Annotated in this window: 22 protein-coding genes; 13 read left to right on the top strand and 9 right to left on the bottom strand. The window is 67.7% G+C overall.

The genetic code is table 11. The annotated features are described in order from the left end of the window. From H9532_RS07450 to H9532_RS07435, 4 genes are all read left to right on the top strand, one after another. Complete coding sequence (locus H9532_RS07450; RefSeq protein ID WP_296367059.1) at positions 1-822, top strand: hypothetical protein; 822 nt, start codon at positions 1-3, stop codon at positions 820-822. Between the two features lie 217 nt (positions 823-1,039). After that, complete coding sequence (locus H9532_RS07445) at positions 1,040-2,629, top strand: DUF4055 domain-containing protein (RefSeq protein ID WP_296367058.1); 1,590 nt, start codon at positions 1,040-1,042, stop codon at positions 2,627-2,629. A 16-nt stretch (positions 2,630-2,645) separates the two neighbouring features. Beyond that, positions 2,646-3,143 (top strand): hypothetical protein, encoded by a 498-nt coding sequence (locus H9532_RS07440; protein WP_296367056.1) that lies wholly within the window; start codon positions 2,646-2,648, stop codon positions 3,141-3,143. 3 nt (positions 3,144-3,146) lie between these two features. Beyond that, a complete protein-coding gene (locus H9532_RS07435) occupies positions 3,147-4,331 on the top strand; it encodes a LysM peptidoglycan-binding domain-containing protein (RefSeq protein WP_296367054.1) in 1,185 nt (394 codons plus the stop codon). A gap of 16 nt (positions 4,332-4,347) precedes the next feature. Here H9532_RS07435 and H9532_RS07430 read toward each other — a convergent pair whose 3' ends face one another. Together H9532_RS07430 and H9532_RS07425 are read right to left on the bottom strand one after the other, a co-directional pair. Beyond that, positions 4,348-4,497, bottom strand: coding sequence for a hypothetical protein (locus tag H9532_RS07430; protein WP_296367052.1), 150 nt, complete (start codon positions 4,495-4,497; stop codon positions 4,348-4,350). A gap of 28 nt (positions 4,498-4,525) precedes the next feature. Next, positions 4,526-5,446 (bottom strand): hypothetical protein, encoded by a 921-nt coding sequence (locus tag H9532_RS07425; RefSeq protein ID WP_296367050.1) that lies wholly within the window; start codon positions 5,444-5,446, stop codon positions 4,526-4,528. 144 nt (positions 5,447-5,590) lie between these two features. Here H9532_RS07425 and H9532_RS07420 point away from each other — a divergent pair, with 144 nt between their 5' ends. Together H9532_RS07420 and H9532_RS07415 are read left to right on the top strand one after the other, a co-directional pair. Continuing rightward, positions 5,591-6,547, top strand: coding sequence for a hypothetical protein (locus H9532_RS07420; protein WP_296367049.1), 957 nt, complete (start codon positions 5,591-5,593; stop codon positions 6,545-6,547). A gap of 19 nt (positions 6,548-6,566) precedes the next feature. Further along, entirely contained in the window at positions 6,567-6,842 is a 276-nt protein-coding gene (locus tag H9532_RS07415) for a hypothetical protein (protein ID WP_197166717.1), read from the top strand. 41 nt (positions 6,843-6,883) lie between these two features. On the opposite strand, the gene H9532_RS07410 is transcribed toward H9532_RS07415, so the two are convergent. The 5 genes from H9532_RS07410 to H9532_RS07390 all read right to left on the bottom strand — a co-directional run bounded on the left by H9532_RS07410 (position 6,884) and on the right by H9532_RS07390 (position 9,479). After that, positions 6,884-7,102: a hypothetical protein gene (locus tag H9532_RS07410; RefSeq protein ID WP_186696677.1), complete on the bottom strand. Its 219-nt coding sequence runs from the start codon at positions 7,100-7,102 to the stop codon at positions 6,884-6,886. 546 nt (positions 7,103-7,648) lie between these two features. Next, the gene (locus H9532_RS07405) at positions 7,649-7,990 is read right to left on the bottom strand and encodes a hypothetical protein (RefSeq protein ID WP_296367041.1); all 342 of its coding nucleotides are present in this window, start codon (positions 7,988-7,990) and stop codon (positions 7,649-7,651) included. A 113-nt stretch (positions 7,991-8,103) separates the two neighbouring features. Then, positions 8,104-8,370 (bottom strand): hypothetical protein, encoded by a 267-nt coding sequence (locus H9532_RS07400; protein ID WP_296367040.1) that lies wholly within the window; start codon positions 8,368-8,370, stop codon positions 8,104-8,106. Positions 8,371-8,424: 54 nt separating this feature from the next. Continuing rightward, on the bottom strand, positions 8,425-9,168 hold the full coding sequence (locus H9532_RS07395; protein ID WP_296367037.1) for a L,D-transpeptidase: 744 nt from the start codon (positions 9,166-9,168) through the stop codon (positions 8,425-8,427). Between the two features lie 110 nt (positions 9,169-9,278). Further along, positions 9,279-9,479 (bottom strand): hypothetical protein, encoded by a 201-nt coding sequence (locus H9532_RS07390; protein ID WP_296367035.1) that lies wholly within the window; start codon positions 9,477-9,479, stop codon positions 9,279-9,281. A 261-nt stretch (positions 9,480-9,740) separates the two neighbouring features. Here H9532_RS07390 and H9532_RS07385 point away from each other — a divergent pair, with 261 nt between their 5' ends. From H9532_RS07385 to H9532_RS07355, 7 genes are all read left to right on the top strand, one after another. Then, positions 9,741-10,649 carry a major capsid protein gene (locus tag H9532_RS07385; protein ID WP_366664544.1) on the top strand — a complete coding sequence of 303 codons (909 nt, stop codon included), beginning with the start codon at positions 9,741-9,743 and terminating at the stop codon, positions 10,647-10,649. A gap of 62 nt (positions 10,650-10,711) precedes the next feature. After that, the gene (locus tag H9532_RS07380) at positions 10,712-11,146 is read left to right on the top strand and encodes a hypothetical protein (RefSeq protein ID WP_296367031.1); all 435 of its coding nucleotides are present in this window, start codon (positions 10,712-10,714) and stop codon (positions 11,144-11,146) included. Positions 11,147-11,156: 10 nt separating this feature from the next. Next, a complete protein-coding gene (locus H9532_RS07375; RefSeq protein WP_296367030.1) occupies positions 11,157-11,849 on the top strand; it encodes a hypothetical protein in 693 nt (230 codons plus the stop codon). An 80-nt stretch (positions 11,850-11,929) separates the two neighbouring features. Beyond that, complete coding sequence (locus H9532_RS07370; RefSeq protein ID WP_296367027.1) at positions 11,930-12,172, top strand: hypothetical protein; 243 nt, start codon at positions 11,930-11,932, stop codon at positions 12,170-12,172. Positions 12,173-12,209: 37 nt separating this feature from the next. Beyond that, on the top strand, positions 12,210-12,887 hold the full coding sequence (locus tag H9532_RS07365; protein WP_296367025.1) for a hypothetical protein: 678 nt from the start codon (positions 12,210-12,212) through the stop codon (positions 12,885-12,887). A gap of 12 nt (positions 12,888-12,899) precedes the next feature. Beyond that, positions 12,900-13,949, top strand: a complete 1,050-nt coding sequence (locus H9532_RS07360) for a hypothetical protein (protein ID WP_296367023.1) — start codon at positions 12,900-12,902, stop codon at positions 13,947-13,949. 3 nt (positions 13,950-13,952) lie between these two features. Continuing rightward, the gene (locus H9532_RS07355) at positions 13,953-14,147 is read left to right on the top strand and encodes a hypothetical protein (RefSeq protein WP_296367021.1); all 195 of its coding nucleotides are present in this window, start codon (positions 13,953-13,955) and stop codon (positions 14,145-14,147) included. A 41-nt stretch (positions 14,148-14,188) separates the two neighbouring features. Here the strand turns inward: H9532_RS07355 and H9532_RS07350 are convergent, their stop codons facing one another. Both H9532_RS07350 and H9532_RS07345 read right to left on the bottom strand, forming a co-directional pair. Further along, on the bottom strand, positions 14,189-14,518 hold the full coding sequence (locus H9532_RS07350) for a hypothetical protein (protein WP_296367020.1): 330 nt from the start codon (positions 14,516-14,518) through the stop codon (positions 14,189-14,191). A gap of 114 nt (positions 14,519-14,632) precedes the next feature. After that, positions 14,633-15,349 carry a hypothetical protein gene (locus H9532_RS07345; protein WP_296367018.1) on the bottom strand — a complete coding sequence of 239 codons (717 nt, stop codon included), beginning with the start codon at positions 15,347-15,349 and terminating at the stop codon, positions 14,633-14,635. Positions 15,350-15,444 lie beyond the last annotated feature (95 nt).

Raw genomic sequence — 15,444 nt, 5'->3', positions numbered from 1 at the left:
ATGGCAGCAATTGAAGACGACCATTCCTCAAGTGCATCCCACGGCTTGAGCAATGTTGAGCGACTTGAACAAGCTGCCCAAGTCTTACTTCAAGCTCAAGATGCAATTATTAGTGAGCTGCCCATACCAACAGGGAGGAGGAATGACAACGAGGATCTAGAGAAAGCAGACTCAAGCGCCCTGCATTATGTATTATTGAACAATGGACACATTAACGATATCCGTTTCAAGAACTGCAGACTTCTTCTCTCGGCGGGCTTGCCTTCGTTTGCGATCGGAGAGTTTTCAGCTCTTTCTTCGCTGACATTTGATCGGCTTGACGAATTCTATCGTGCTCTTTGCGTGAGCATTGGCCCTCGCAAAGCCTATGATTGGTACGTAGATAGTTTTGAGCTCATATCGAAGAAGCTCTCCGACTATGACAGCAGTATACTGTCCAACAACTACAAGATATTTGCTGCGACATGCATGGCTTGCGCACTCGAGGGCAAAGACTATGAACTAGCCGAGCACATAGCTGACTCCTCTGATGCAAGCCCACCTTTTCAGCATAAGTTTCTAGAATGGATTTGCATTCTCTACTGGCTGCTGCCTCATCGCCAGGAAGACGCTGGCAAATGGTCCGAGATTGCTATCGCAAACAATTGCCCTAGTGCCTGTCCTCACATCATCAAGTGCCGCTCACTTCTTGCGCAAGGCGACTTTCAAGAGGCCATTGCTTGTCTAGACCGAGCAGAGAGATTCTTTTATTCAAATGGATTGCAAGAAGCATATGCCTCAATTCTTCATGAACGCTCTACCCTCATGGAGGGCATGTCGTAGCAACGCCGATGAATGCAAGCGCATGGACGGCTTGAATCTAGCCCCTTAAGTGTTCGATGTAATCCGCAAACTCAGAAGCGCCCATAGAACTGCTTCTCCGCCATGAAGCGGCAGAGGGGGTTACTAGAAAAGTATTGCCTTCGTGATGTATAGCTGTTCCTTGCTTTTGGCGCTCTAATCCTGACTCCGGCAATAGCTGGAGTCCCGCCAGTTCGCAATGCCGACATCCCTCCGTCCCAGCCCAGCTCCAGCCTCCTTCTGCGCGCTCCCACCCGCTATTGGTTTTCAGGCTCCCGTTAAGCCTCCCTGGCTAGAGCACCCAACCCTGAGCGGCCTACGTGACCGCCTTCAGCTGGTTTACGACTGCTGGACCCTGCTGGAGCTTCCTGACGGCACCAGCCGCCGGCCGGTGTATCTGCCCCGCGGGATTGAGGAGCCCGAGACCTGCTACCTCAAGCGGCTCGAGGCAGCTCGCCCCACCGGCTTCTACCGCGATGCCCTGCGCACCTACGCGGGGATGCTGTCACGGCTGGCCTGGCAGGAGCTGCCCGACTCCCTGAGCCGGGTAGCGACCGATGTGGACGGCCAGGGCACCGACCTGGGGGTGTTCCTGTTCCTGGCCGACCTGCTCACCCTGCGCGATGGCGGCTGCCTGATCCTGCAACTGCCGCCCCAGCACCGTTGGCCCTCAGAGGGGGACCAGCTGGAGGCCCTCGCCAAGGGCGACCGGCTATCCCTGCCCCGTCTGCAGCTGGTGCCCCGTGGCGACCTGCTCAACTGGCGCCTGCCCACCGATTGCGCCACAGGCGCTCCGGCATCGGGGCCGGTGGAGATCGTCTGGCGGGAACCGCTGCGGCAGGCGCTGCCGCCCCGATTCGCCACTGGCAATGCAGCGGTGCCCACGGTGGTGATCGACGCTCACGGAGGCCTGGTACCGGATCCGGCGGCCTGGCTGTACCGCCGCCTCTCGGTGAGCGATGACGGCCTGGTGCTGCGCAGCTGGCAGGCCAACCCCAGCCCCGGCGGCGTTGATGGCTACGACGTGGTGCCGGTGGGGGAGCCGGAGCGGATGCCCCAGCGCTTTGACCTGCCGGCCCTTTGGTACTCGGTGGATGGCACCGCCTTTGGCGAAGGCGATCTGCCCCACCTGGGCCTGGCCCACCAGTACCTCAATCACTACCGCTGCCGGAGTGAATACGAGGATCTCCTCTCCCGCACCGCCCTGCCGGTGGGTGTGCGCACGGGGCTGGTCGATGCCTACGGCTTCCGCCGCAGTGATGGGGCCCTCGGCTCGGGTGCAGCCACCGCCGCCGCAGAGGGCCAGCGGCCCCAGCGCCTGGTGCTCTCGACCTCCTCCTTCATGGACCTGCCCGAGGGCGCCAAGTTCCAGTGGGTCGAGATCGAGGCGCGTTCGCTGGCGGAGCACCGGGCCTATCTGCAGCAGCTGGAAGAAGCCATGCGCCGCGACGCCCTGATCCCAGCCGGCGGCCACGGCCCTGCCCGCACAGAGCTGGAGATTTCCCTGACTGCTGGCCAAAGCTTTGCGGTGCTGCAGTCGCTTGCGGGCCAGAAGAGCTCGATGCTCAGCACCCTGCTACGCCAGTGGACCCGCCTCACCGGCGAAAAGCTGGCGGATGCACCTGCCTGCAGCGTGGAGATCTGCCCACTGGTGCCGCCCCAGCCGCCACGAAAACCCCAACCCTCAGTGCAGGAATGGCTGGTGCTGCATGAGCGGGGGGTGATCGACGGCGTGGAGCTGCGCCAACGGCTGGGGCTGGGCGAGCCCAATGGGGAGATCGGGGGTTGAGCTGGCAAGGGAGGGCATGACCCAGACCTCCCCAACCACCTGCACCTGGCGCCCTGGTGACGCCGAGGCCCTGCGCATCGCCCTCGCTATCCCGGCGACCAGTGCTGCCCTGGCGGCCCTGAACCGGGAGATGGCGCAGCTGCAGACCCACTACCCCACGGGGGTGTGCACCGCCCAGGGCCACCTGGAAGCAATCGTGAGCCTGGATCAGCAGCTGGCGGCGCTGACCCCGGCGGAGGTGAACAGCCCTGTGCGCAGCAGGCGCAAGGGCGTGGCCGGCGGCGTGGTGCCCAACCCGCTGCCGCTGAGCAAGTTGGCGGTGGTGGAGTACGCCACAGAGCTGCTGCTGGAGGAAACCGAGAGCGAGTGGAATCCTGCGGGCCCCTCGCCGGCGGTGGTGCTGGGGAAGCAGCGCAGCCAGCACATCGGCCAGCTGGTGTTGCTGCTGCCGCGGCTGCAGAACTGGCGCCAGTGCAACCCCGACCCCTTCCGGGGATCACTGGTGCGGGGCTGAGCGATGGAGCAGCCCCTGTCGCCGCTGAACCAGGGCCTCAATCCCCTCCGCGCTGCGCCGCTGTGGGGTCAGTTGGTCTCTCTGCCTGCAGCTGCCCCAACGACCGACAGCCGGGAGGCCAAGCCCGCGGCTGCGCCCCCTGGGGCTCTGCCCTTGTGGCTGGCCCTGCAGCCCTACGCCAACGCTCGCCTCTGCCTGTTTGAGGTGGACCGGCCCGAGAGCCGCAGCCCGGTGCCCATTCGCCGGCACGTGATCGACTGCTTCCTCGAGCAGAGCGGCATCGTCAGCGGCTACAACGACACCGCCCTCACCGACCCGGGCGATGTGCGGCTGCGGGGCTACCTCTGCCGGGCGGCGATCCTGCCGGTGAGCACCAGCAACACCTTTGATTGGCTGGCGGCTGAACAGGCCTGGGCCACCCCCGGTTTCCGCGAGGAGGCGCCGCTGCCCTGGGATCCAATGCTGCTGGGCACAGTGCAGGCCCCCTGCCAGGGGGTGATGTGGCTGGGGGACCTGGCCCAGCTCTCGCCCCAGGGCGGTCTGCCATCCGGCGGCCGGGCCCAGTTCGCGGGCTGCCTGGTGCAGCACTTCGGGGCGGACTACGGCCCAGGCGGCATCGGCCTGTTGGTGCAGCCGCTGCTGGGGGAAGCGATCCAGCTCGTGCTCAGGCCCCACATCGTGCTGGTGCTGCGGGAGGGCGACACCTTGACCCTGATCGCCGAGCGCTACGGCACCACCGTGGCCACCCTGCGGCGGATCAACCCCCAGCTGGAGAGCACCCAGACGATCACCGCCCTCGAGGGGGATTCCCTGGCGGTGCTGGCTGGCCGGCATGGCACCACGGAAAGCAAGCTGCGCAGCCTCAACCCGGTGCTGCAGCAGAGCGAGACCTACATCACCTCCGAAGGCGACACGCTCAGCAGCGTGGCGGCCGAGCAGAACCTCAGCCTCTCTCTGCTGCGCCAGTTCAACCCAGAGCTGAGCAGCTGGCCCAGCGAGGAACCGCTGCCGGCTGGCACCACCCTGCTCCTGCCCGTCTACCGCTCCACCACTTCCATCCCGGCGGGGATGCAGTTGCTGGTGCCTGGCTACATGCCCTCGACGCCGCTGCCGACGGGGGAGTGGATCTACCTGCCGGCCCGGCGCTCGGCGCCTGTACTGGATGAGCTGCCGGATCCGGCGGGCTGATGGAGAGCCCAGCGGCTCAAGCCGCCTCCAAGTCCAGATGCTCCACGTAGGCATGGAAGTCACGGTCGAGGAGCTGTGCCACCAGCTGGCCCTGGCCACGGCCAATGCAATCAGCAGCCCGACGCTCGATGACAGCCCGGCCACCAAGGCCGGGGAAGGGAGCCACAATCCTGATCCCGAGAAGTCTCAGCCGATCAGCTCGCCGGCTGGGCCTGCACGGTGATGGTCAGATTGCCGTCGCTATCGCGCTGCTGGGCATAGGCCAGCTCCTGCAGGAAGCCCTGCAACTGCTGGACCGCCTGCCGCTCCTGCTGGCTGGGATGACGCACGGCAGAGGTGATCAGCCTCAACCCGAGTCCGGCACTGCCGATCACCCCCAGCGGACCCATTACCACCGCCAGGCCAGGCACGAGCATCAGTGCCACTGCCAGAAACACCGAGACAGGCAGCGCTCCGGCAGCCATCAAGCCGCTGGTCTGCAGGATCTGCAAGAGCCTCTCTTTGCGTTCATCGGCTGTGCCGTTGAGCAACAGGTCGCGGTGCACCAGCAGTTGATCCACCGCGGTGATCGCTGCTGAATAGGCACTGGCCTCCACGGCATTGCCGAGGGTGCGGTGCCAGAACTCAGGGGTCTGAGCTGCGGCGATCAGTCCATCGAGGTGGTTGTCCGTGCTGGCCCGGAGTCGCTCCAGCCAGCTCATGTCGCTGGAGCCGCGGCTAATGTTGACCGAGCCGTCCTCCCAGATGCCATTGGCCGCATCGGCGGCCAGGTGGGGGGAGTTGAAACGGCTTTCGATGTGGGACCAGTGCTTGCCGAGGGCATCGCCCCCCTTGAGGAAGCCATCAACCGCTGCGGTGCCGTAGTGCTCCAGTTCCCCGGGCAGCTTGGCCAGCAGATCTGCTGCAGCCACGCCGTGATTGGAGGCCGCAGATGTGATGCGGCTGATGAGCTGGGGGTCAACCCCGAAGTTGTTGAGCTCGCTGAGCGAAGCCGCAACCGTGCCGGCAGCCACCGCCAGGACTTTGGTGGTGCGATCCAGACCCTTTCGGACCTTTGCAGCGGCGGCGGCTCCTGCGGCCAGGCCGGCACCAGTAACGGCGGTGATATCTGCCACGCCCCAGGCACCAGGGCTTTCCATCTTGACGCGGACCGGCACGCCCCCTGGCGTTGCTAGCCAGCAGTGGGATCGGCTGCTGGCAACAGGGAAAGCGAGCGCAGCCCGGACGGGGCGCCCGCAACACCACAGCCGTGATGGGTGATGTCCTCCTCCTTCTTCTCCTCTGATTCCTATGGCGCCAACAGCGGCGCTGCTCCAGCTCCCCTGGCCTCTTCTGCTCCGTGGCAGACCTACCGCCAGCAGCAGCAGCAACCCAACCAGGGACCTGCTGGTTCCTTAGCTCCACTAGCTGCTGAACTCGACCCCCTCGATGAGGGCGACGACGAGGCCGGCGGCCACGACGTCGGCACAGGTGACGACAGCTTTGATGCTGTTCCTCCCCAGGACTCGAGCAGCGCCAGCGGCGACAACGACGACCCCCCTGCAGCCGCTTCCAGCAATGCTGATCCCCTGCGGGCTGAACGGCGCCGCAGCAACCAGCTCGAGAAAGAACTGCGCAAGGCCCGTGCCCAGCTGTCGCGCTTCTCGGAGATCAACCCGGACGAATACGCCCGCCTGCAGGACGCCGAACGCAAGCGCGAGGAGTTCGAGCGCCAGGTGGGCGAGCGCGAGCGCCAGCTCAACGAGGCCAACCTGCGCCGCGTGCGCAGCGTTGAAAAGGAACGGGACGAGGCCCGCTCTCAGGTGCAGAATCTGCGCAAGGAGCGCTTGATGGAGCGCCTGTTCTCCGAGGCCGAGGGCCGCGTGGGTGGCGACGAACGGGGCACCTTCTTTGACACTTTCGTGACGCTGTGCGGCGGCCACTTCCAGCTGGCGGATGTGGATGGCCGCGAGCGGCTGCTGCCGGTGGACGGCAAGGGCCAGCCCCTCACCGCCGACGGGGTGGCCCTGAGCGATGGCGACTACATGGAGGAGCTGCGCCGCCACCCGGTGTACAGCTTCCTGTTCCAGCAGCGCAGCGGCCTCTATTCGGCTGCTGTGCCTGAAACGAGCCATGAGCACGGCGGCGCGGTGAACCTGCAGACCCTGAGTACGGCCGAGCTCTATCTGGAGGCCGTCAAGGGCACCACGCCCAGGGCGGCTGCACCGCGGCGCTGATCACCCTGCCGGTAGAGCGATGGCCTGGTATCTGGTGTTCTGGCGCAACCGATCCACCGCCACGGTGGTGCCGGCCGCCAGCGCCAGCCAGGCCCGGTCCCGTGCTCAACGCCAGCAGAAACGGGGCTATGGGGCGATCGTGGCCGCCCGTCGGGCCAATCCCCAGGACAGCCAGCTCATTCGCCGTGGCGTCTGGGTGCGCCGTCGCCGTGACGGCAGCAGTCCTCAGTTCGGCAGTGCTCGCTCCAAAGCCAGGGCCCGCCGGCAGCGGAGTGCCTACCGCCATTGGCTGTAAGGCCCGGCCACCAACCGGCAGCCGGGCCTGAGCCCCCTGGCTCAGCAGACCGAGACGGTGCAGCCGGGGGTGCCCTGCAGCTTGCGGGCAAAGGCGAACGCCTTCTCGGCAGGGATCAGCCGCATCTTCTTGACGGGCTTGCCGCGGCGGCCAAAGAACTCGACCTCACAGGGAGTGGTGCCGAGCTTCTGAACTCCGGGCTGATAGCGGTGAACCACAAGCAGGCGGACTTCGCAGACGGGGCCTTGGGGAGTGGCCATGGCTGGGGTGGAGCGGAGAACACCGACCAGACGCCCCGCAGGCGCAGTGCTGGCCAGGGGCGAGCCCAGCGAGACTCGCGTCAGCCCTGGCCAGCGCAAGCCGCAGGGGCAGGCTGCGGAGGGGTTTCGCTCCGCCCGGCCAGCCACGCCCCACGGGCATGGATGCAACTCCGTGCTGAACGCTCACCGCGCCCGAGGACAGAGCTGCTCATTACCCGCCTGGATCGAGGACTGCCCAGCGCTCCCCGTCAGGACTGATGCGGCCTGCCGCCAAGCGGCGCTTCTCCTGCCCTCCCAGCGGCATTCCGGGCCAGTGTTCCTGGCGATGGGCCCTGGCCCGTTTGGTGGCCTGCCCTGCTGCCACAGCAGCTCGGGCGTTTGGCCCGTTGCTGTTCTGCGGCCGGCGCCGCGGAGCCCGAGCAGGCGCGAGAGGCGGAGCGGCACAGGCTGCGTGGCTGTTCAGAGGACCACCGCCGTGATCTGGAGAAGGGGCTCCTTCAGGACCTGGCTGCGTAGCCAAACCCAACAGGAAGCCCCTGCTGGACCTCAGCTGCCCACGGCAGCCGCTTCGGCCTCAGCCAGCAGCGCGCTCTGATCAGGAGCCATGGCCCGCTGGACCGCTTGGATCTCCAGATCCTGCTCGAGCTGCAGCGCCTGATCGATCTCCTCCACCCGCAGCAGACACTGCTGAATGGCCGGCAACACTTCCTCCTCCAGCAGGGTGATCTCCTCTTCTCCGTAGGGGTGCTCGATCCAGGTGCGGCGCAGTGGGCGGCCGACATGCCCCCGCAGGATGGATTCGATGGCCTTGCCGCAGGACTCCAGCAGCAGGAACGGATCCTCCTCTGGCCGGCAGAAGGCAGAAACGCCAGACGGGAGCGTGGCCATGGTGATCGGCGCCAGGGCGGCGCAGCGACGGGACCGATCCCAGCGGAGGCCCGACGCCAGGAGGGCCTCAGACTGGAGAGGCCCGGAGCAAGCCCCCCTCCCGCTCCCAGGCGTTACCGGTCCATGCGCGTCAGCGCTGCTCCACCCAGCAGCGCCAGCAGCAGTTTGAGGGTGGAATCAAAGCCGCCCTGCAGCTGCTCCAACGTGCCGGGGCAGATCTGGCCGATCGGCCTGCCCTCCATCGCCCGCTGGCCGCAGACCCCAGCGGCGAGGGAATAGATCAGCAGCTGGGTGCCGATCACCACCGCCAGGATCTTGAACACAAACCGTTCGCAGTCGAACGGCGGCTTGGGCGGTCGGGGTGCTGGGTTGGCTTGCATCGCCGCTCCTCCGTCGCGATCAGGCCCCAGCCGGTGGCAACACCAGCCCCGTCGTCACTTTTTTTCCTGGAACACCCCCACATAGACGGTGCCCTGCCGGTAGAGGGGCAGCACCTTGTCGCGCAGATCGGCGTTGTGCAGGCGAACGCAACCGAGGGTGGGGTGCAGGGGTTGCTGCGGTGCCCAGGCGCCGGGCCAGCCACAGGCCGAGCCGCCGCCGTGGAGCATGATCCCGGCCCGGCCGTGGGCGGCCTCCTGGCCCTCCAGCTCTTCCATGTCGAAGGAATACCAGCCGTAGCCCATCGCGGTATCGGAGCAGGGCGGGTTGGGGTTCTGCTCGTAGTCGGCGTAGAGCTGGCCGAGCCTGTAGAGCCCCGGCGGGGTGTCGGTGCTGTTGTGGCTCCAATCGGTGTCGGCGCCCTGGCCACGGGCCAGGCAGGGGATCTTCCAGAGGAAGGCCCCGGTGTGGTCGTAGGCCTCCATGTCCTGGTCTCGGTCATTCACCAGCAGGTAGGAATCCCCGGGCTGGACGGGAGCTGCCAGCTGCGGGCCCGCCATCCCGGCTTCCTCTGAGCCGCGGGGATCGAGGCCGCCGCTGGGGACTGCTGGTGCCGGGGTCGCAGCGGGTTTCTGGCTGAAGGTGAGCGCCCAGGGGGCCTGTTCATCGAGGACGGCCTCGCTGCCGGGCAGTGCAGCGATCGCGGCGTGGAGGGTCCAGACGCCGGAGACCTGCTGAGGTTCACCGCGGAAGGCTTCAAAGCGGTCCTGGAACCGCTCGGGGGTCATGGGGCTGGCCATGGGCGTGGTGCTGCTGAGCCCTGTTGCCATTGATGGCCTGGGGCCGCCGGCTGCGGGCAAAAGAAGAGCCCCGGCCGCAGCCGGGGCCAGGGGCCCAAGGGCCTGGGCCCTCAGAAGGGCAGCTCGCTCTCGGGGCACCAGACGGGCACCGAAGCTGGCGTGGCCACCTGGCGATCGAAGAGCAGATCGGCGCAGAGGCGCTCCAGCCGCTCAAGAGGAGCCGGGCGGTGGGCCGATGCCTCCTCGCACAGGAACTCCAGGGTGCGGGAGCTCAGGAGCTGGAAGGCGCGGATCCGGGATGCTGAAGCCATGGCAGGCGTAGCGAAGACCCCGAAGCAGGCCGGGCGGGGTCAAGGGGCAGCCCCTTCTGCAATGCGGAGCGCAGCGCAGCCAACGCACCAGTCCGGCTGACTCGCGCAGCCCTTGAGGCCGCCCGGACCATGAGGAGGGCTGCGCGTAGCCGCTCCACCAGGAGCTGGGCCACCACGGTTCTGTCTCCTCGGTGGTTGGGGCGTGGGGACACCTGGCAACAGCTGCTGTTGTCACTGGGGCGAGGCCCCGGGAGCGTGCCCTTGGGCCTGACCTTGATCGAGGCGCAGAAATACGCCCGCCGCGCGGAGCAGCTGGCGGTGCTCAAGACCTTTGCAGAAGGGGAACTGCTGCGCCGGCTGCCCTTCCGCAACCTCGTGGGGGGCTCGCTGAGCTTTCCGGCTGAAACCAAACTCCCCCGCGTCGGCTTCCGGGCGGTGAACGAGGGCTACCGCCAGAGCTACGGCGTCATCAACTCCGATTCGGAGTTCGTGCACCTGTTCGGCGGCGACCTGGATGTGGACCGCTCGATCGTCGACATGCAGGGCCCCGAGGCCCGCGCCGCCCAGACCGAGATGAAAGTGCGCTCGATGCGCCTGACGCTGGAGGCGGCGATCATCAACGGCGACGACACCTTCGATCCGCGAGCGTTCAACGGGCTGAGCAAGCGCCTGGTGCCCGGCGAGGACCAGACGATCGACAACGGCGGCAGCACCCTCAACCTGCTGGCGCTGGAGGCGCTGAGCGACAGCGTGATCGGCTACGGCGGCGACAAGGTGCTGATCGCCAGCAAGGCGGCCCGCCGCCAGATCAGCACTGCCTCCCGTCAGGCCGGCGGCGACCTCTATGAGGTGATCGACGGCCGCCACTATTTCGAGGGGATCGAGATCCTGCTGGTGGAGGAGGACGCCGAGGGCAACGCCGTGCTCGGGTACGACGAACCCGGAGACACCACTTCGATCTACTGCTGCGTGCTCGGTGACGCGGCGGTCTGCGGTCTGCAGGGCCCATTCGAGGGGCGCTACGGGATCTCAGTGCGGGACTTCGGGGAGGTGCATGACGCACCGGTGTTCCGCACGCGGGTCGATTGGTACGTGGGCTTTGCCGTCTGCAACCGCAAGGCAGCCGCACGCCTGTACAACGTCGCCCCCATGCCGCTGGTGCTGCCCTGAGTAACGCCTCACCCCGGAGGACTACCCAGACCCATTCATCCCTTTCGCACAGGAGACCCCTGATGACTTCTCAAGCCACCCGGCTGCTCGACGCCCAGACGGTGCTCGTCGGCTGGATCAACCACTCGGCCACCGACTGCTACGAACACACTCGCAGTAGCGGTGATGTCGTCAACCTCGGCACCGATCTCGATGCCGCCAGCTCCTTTGTGCTGGTCGCCTCTCACGCCGGCCACAGCGAGGCGGTGACGGTGACCCTGGAGCTGGCGCCGCTACTGGCCGATGGCAACGCCGGCAGCTGGATCACCGCCGCAGCCGTCGCTATCCCCGCCGCCGGCGGCAAGGTGGAGGCGATCATCAGCGGGGCCGCACTGCTGATCGACCCGGCTGACAGTGCGCTGATCACCCCGCCCTGCCTGCGGCTGGCGCGGGCGACGGTCTCTCCCGCCACGCCGGTGGGGATGACCGTGGCGCTCACCGCCAACCAAGGGCTGTGAGGTGAGCGCCATGGGCAACCCACTCGACACCCTCAACGTGGCGGCAGGGGCTGAAGCCCTGCCGCTTGAGCTGCTGCAACCCTTTGACAGCAGCAACCCCGCCTCCACCCCCGTTCGCCTCTCGGGCCCGGAGCAGCGGCTCACCGTCAGCCCGGATCCGGGTGTGGGCGATGCATCGCTGCTGCCGCCCACCCAGCTGCTGATCGGCAAGGACGGGGCGACCCGCTCGATCTGGCCGGTGCACCTGGCCGGCTGGCAGGCCCTGGGCTGGCAGTTGCTCAGCAGCACCAGTGGTGGCGATGAGCCGGCCCCGGTGGACACCGGGGACAACGCGCCGGAGCCAAAGCTGGTGGATGCGCTGGACCTCGAGCCCGAGCAACCGCAAGCGACCGAGCACGCCCCAGCACCAGATGAGCCCACTCCTACCGACGACCCGTTGGAGACCACCACCGATGGTGGCGAGGCCCTGTTGGCTTCTGAGCCCACCGACTTCCAGGCCATGACCAAGGCCCAGATCATGGAGTTCTGCTCCACCGTCTACGGCGTTGAGCTCGATGGCAGCCAGACCAAGGCCGAACTCGTGGAGCAGGCGATGGCGCTGGAGGCCCAGGCCAGTGCATCGGGCACTGCCAGCGTCAGCAACGAGGGCATCAACGATGCCGCGGATCTCGCCGCGCTGGAGCTGGGGGATGCCCTGCTCTGATCCCAGCAGCCAGCGCTGTCCCAGCCAGCGCATTCCTGGCTGGGGGCTGGCAACAGCTCAGCAGCACTGCCCTGGCGCCGATGGCCACTCCCGATCCGGCTGTGCTGGCCGAGCTGACCGCCCAGTGCCGCAGCAACAGCCGGCCGCAGGGGGTGATCTTCCTGGGCCAGGCGCAGCTGCAGGACGGCGGCACCCCTGAACCACCGCCGTCCGGCGGCGTCACGGCACTGCAGGCGCTGGCGCCGCTGCTCAGTGCCGCCGCCGGCGATGGGGTGGTGGTGATCGCGCTGGACCTGCGCCTGCTCAGCCCCCTGCCGGCCTGATCTCTCGTCCTACTTCCCCCCTTCTGAACTGATCGCCATGGCCACCACCACCGAGAGCCGCACCACGAGCCGCTCCCTGCCCCAGCCCACCGACCTGCTGCTGGTGCAGCGCGGCAGCACGCCCTACCGGGCAACGGCTGATGAGGTCAAGGCGTTCATGCTCAGCCCCGCCACGGAGGCGGCGATCGGTGCGATCAAGCCCGGCACCAACCTCTCGGTGGATGCCGACGGCACCCTCCATGCCGCCATCCCTGGCGCGCTCACCTACAGGGGGGCGATCGACCCCACCACCACCGAGGCCCCGGCTGCGGCTGAGGCGGGGGATGTGTACATCGCCAGCAGCTCCGGCCCCGCCATGGCCAGCTGGAGCGGCATCGCCGGAGCGGACATCGCCCAGGGGGATCTGCTGCTGTTTGACGGCAGCAACTGGAGTGCCAACGCTGCCCTGGGCCCCGATGGCGCCGGCGTGATCCGCATCCAGGTGGCCGCACCGCTGGCCGTTGATGAGAGCGATCCCGCCCAACCGCTGCTGAGCGTCGAGCCCGCAACCACCGCCGCTGCCGGCGTGGTGCAGCTGGCCGACCCATTGGCGCTGGCGGACGGCACCCCGGGGCGGGTGGTGGACGCAGCCCAGCTGCAGGCAGCGATGGCCACCGCCCAGCCGGCGGGGGACTACATGCCGCTTGACCTGAGCACCCTGCCGGCCCTGCCCTGAGCGCCGCAGCTGATGACCCTCCAACCAGGCGACCTGCTGGCGATCACCCGTCCCGTCGGACCCCAGGCCGGCACCTACCAGCTGCCGGCAGCGGCGATGGCAGACCTCCTGAGCCCGCCGCCAGTGCTGGGAATCAGCGGTGTGCTCTGGTCGACCGTGCGCTCGGCGGCGGACAACAGCTGGCAGGCGATCTGCTGGTCGCCGGTGTTGCAGCTCTACGCCTGCGTCGCCAACAGCGGCAGCGGCAACCGGGTGATGACCTCAAGCAATGGCATCCGCTGGAGCCCCCAACCATCAGCGGCGGATCAGAACTGGGTGGCGCTCTGCTGGGCCGCCGAGCTGGGGCTGTACGTGGCCGTCAGCGACAGCGGCACGGGCCAGCGGGTGATGACCTCACCGGATGGCCACCGCTGGACGTTGCGTGCGACGCCGGTCGACAACAACTGGACCTCGATCTGCTGGGCACCCGAGCTGGGCCTGCTCGTGGCCGTAGCCAGCGGTGGCACGGGCAACCGGGTGATGACCAGCAGTGATGGCCTCACCTGGATAGCCGGCCCGGCTGCCGCGGATCAGGAGTGGCGCTCGATCTGCTGGGCGCGTCAACTGGGGCTGTTCGTGGCGGTGAGCAGCACCGGCGGGAGCCAGCGGGTGATGACCTCAAGCGATGGCCGCAACTGGACGCTGGGGACAGCCGCCGCAGCCAACAGTTGGACGGCGCTCTGCTGGGCGGCGGAGCTGGGTTTGCTGGTGGCGGTGGGTAGCAGCGGCCGGGGCAACCGGGTGATGACCTCCCCGGATGGCCTCAGCTGGAGCAGCCGCAGTTCAGCAGCCGATAACGCCTGGACCTCCCTCTGCTGGGCGCCGGAGCGGGAGCTGTTGGTGGCGGTGAGCAGCAGCGGCACCGGCAACCGGATCATGACCAGCGCCGATGGTCTCAACTGGACGGTGCGCAGCTCCCCGGCTGATCTGGGCTGGCGCTCGCTTTGTTGGTCTCCCCAGCGGAGACAGTTCGCGGCTGTGAGCAACAGCGGCGCTGGCAACCGGGTGATGGTGAGCCCATAACCCATGCCTGACACCACGACACTCCTGCCGGCGATTGGCTCGCGCTGCTGGCGTGACCTGATCAGCCCAGAGAGCGGCGCCAGTGTGCTGAGCCTGGCGCCCGAATCCCTCAATGCTGATCCGATGGTAGAGCTGTCCTACGACGAGGGCGGTGGCGGCTGGTGGCCGCTCTCCACCCTGGTGTTTGCAGCCGACTGAGCCATCATGAGGGCCAGGGGGCTGGAGCCCCCAAGCTGGGCTCAGGCCACCACCAGCTGCAGCGCTGCCGCGCGCTCGGCTTCGATGCGGGCCATCTCGGCATCCTGCTGCGCCTCGAGCTCCGCATCGATCTCCCCGATGCGCTCCAGGCAGCTCTGCATTGCCGGCAGCACCTTCTCCTCCAGCAGCGTGATCTCCTCCTCGCGATAGGGCTGCTCGATCCAAGTGCGCCGGAGCGGCAGCCCACGCCGGCGGATCAGGATCTCCTGCACCGAGCGCAGGGTGGATTCCAGCAGCAGGAACGGATCCTCCTCGGGGCTGCAGAACGGCGAGGCGGCCGCAACGGACGGGAAGCCAGAGAGCGTGGCCATGACGATCGGCGCCGGGTGCGGCGCAGCGACGGGACCCGATCCCAGCGGAGGCCCGACGTCAGGAGGGCCTCAGACTGGAGAGGCCCGGAGCAAGACCCAGAGGGCACTGCTAGCTCATCTGCAGTGGGCCGCCGCCGCAGCAGCCCGGGGGCCATGAGCGGGAAAGGTGATCACAAACGGCCGATCGGCCTGGGCGCAGAGGGGAAGACCAAAGCGGCCGCCGCAGCTGATGCACTGCACCTTGCGGCCGCTGCGGCTGGCGGGGCAGGCCACGAACCGCACGCCCTCGTGGCGGCTCACCGCCGGCGCATCGGGCGGCACCACGCAGACCGCCGGGATGCCCTGCCGCACCAACGCGGCCGCCGTGGAGCGGGACTCGGTGGAGGCATTGACCACCAGCCCCTTGGCGGCTGCCAGCCGGATGGTGGCCTGATTGGCGGGGCCCATCGGGAAGTGGGTGAACGACCAGGCCGCCCGCAGATGCCGTGTGGCTCTGGCCAGCTGGAGCAACAGGCCGTGATCGATGCGCAGAGGATCAGCTGGATCAGGCCACTGATCACCGGCGACGCAATGGCGGAAGAGGATGCCGGCCGGCAGCGCCAGCACCTGCTTGATGAAGGCCGCTGCCGGGGAGCCGCTCTCGCCGTGGCTAAGCCGATCCCAGTGCAGCCTGGTATGGAAGCCAGCCTCGGCGTAGCAGCCCTGATCGCCAGCCAATGGGCAAGAGGAAGGGCAAGTGAGCCGGCTGGTGCCGGAGACAGCGATCGGGCCGGTTTTGCCGTTGTCCGATGGGAAGGACAGGGAGGCACGGTGGGACTCGGCAGCAGCCACTGGAGGGGTGACGCAGGACCCGCCCTGCAACCGCGCCGAAAGGCAAGGGCCAGCCCCGCCTCGATGGCGGAGCGCAGCGAAGCCCAACGTCCAAC

It is taken from the genome of Vulcanococcus sp. Clear-D1 (assembly GCF_014654725.1).
Classification (GTDB): domain Bacteria; phylum Cyanobacteriota; class Cyanobacteriia; order PCC-6307; family Cyanobiaceae; genus Vulcanococcus.
This window is presented reverse-complemented; position numbering and strand designations above follow the sequence as displayed.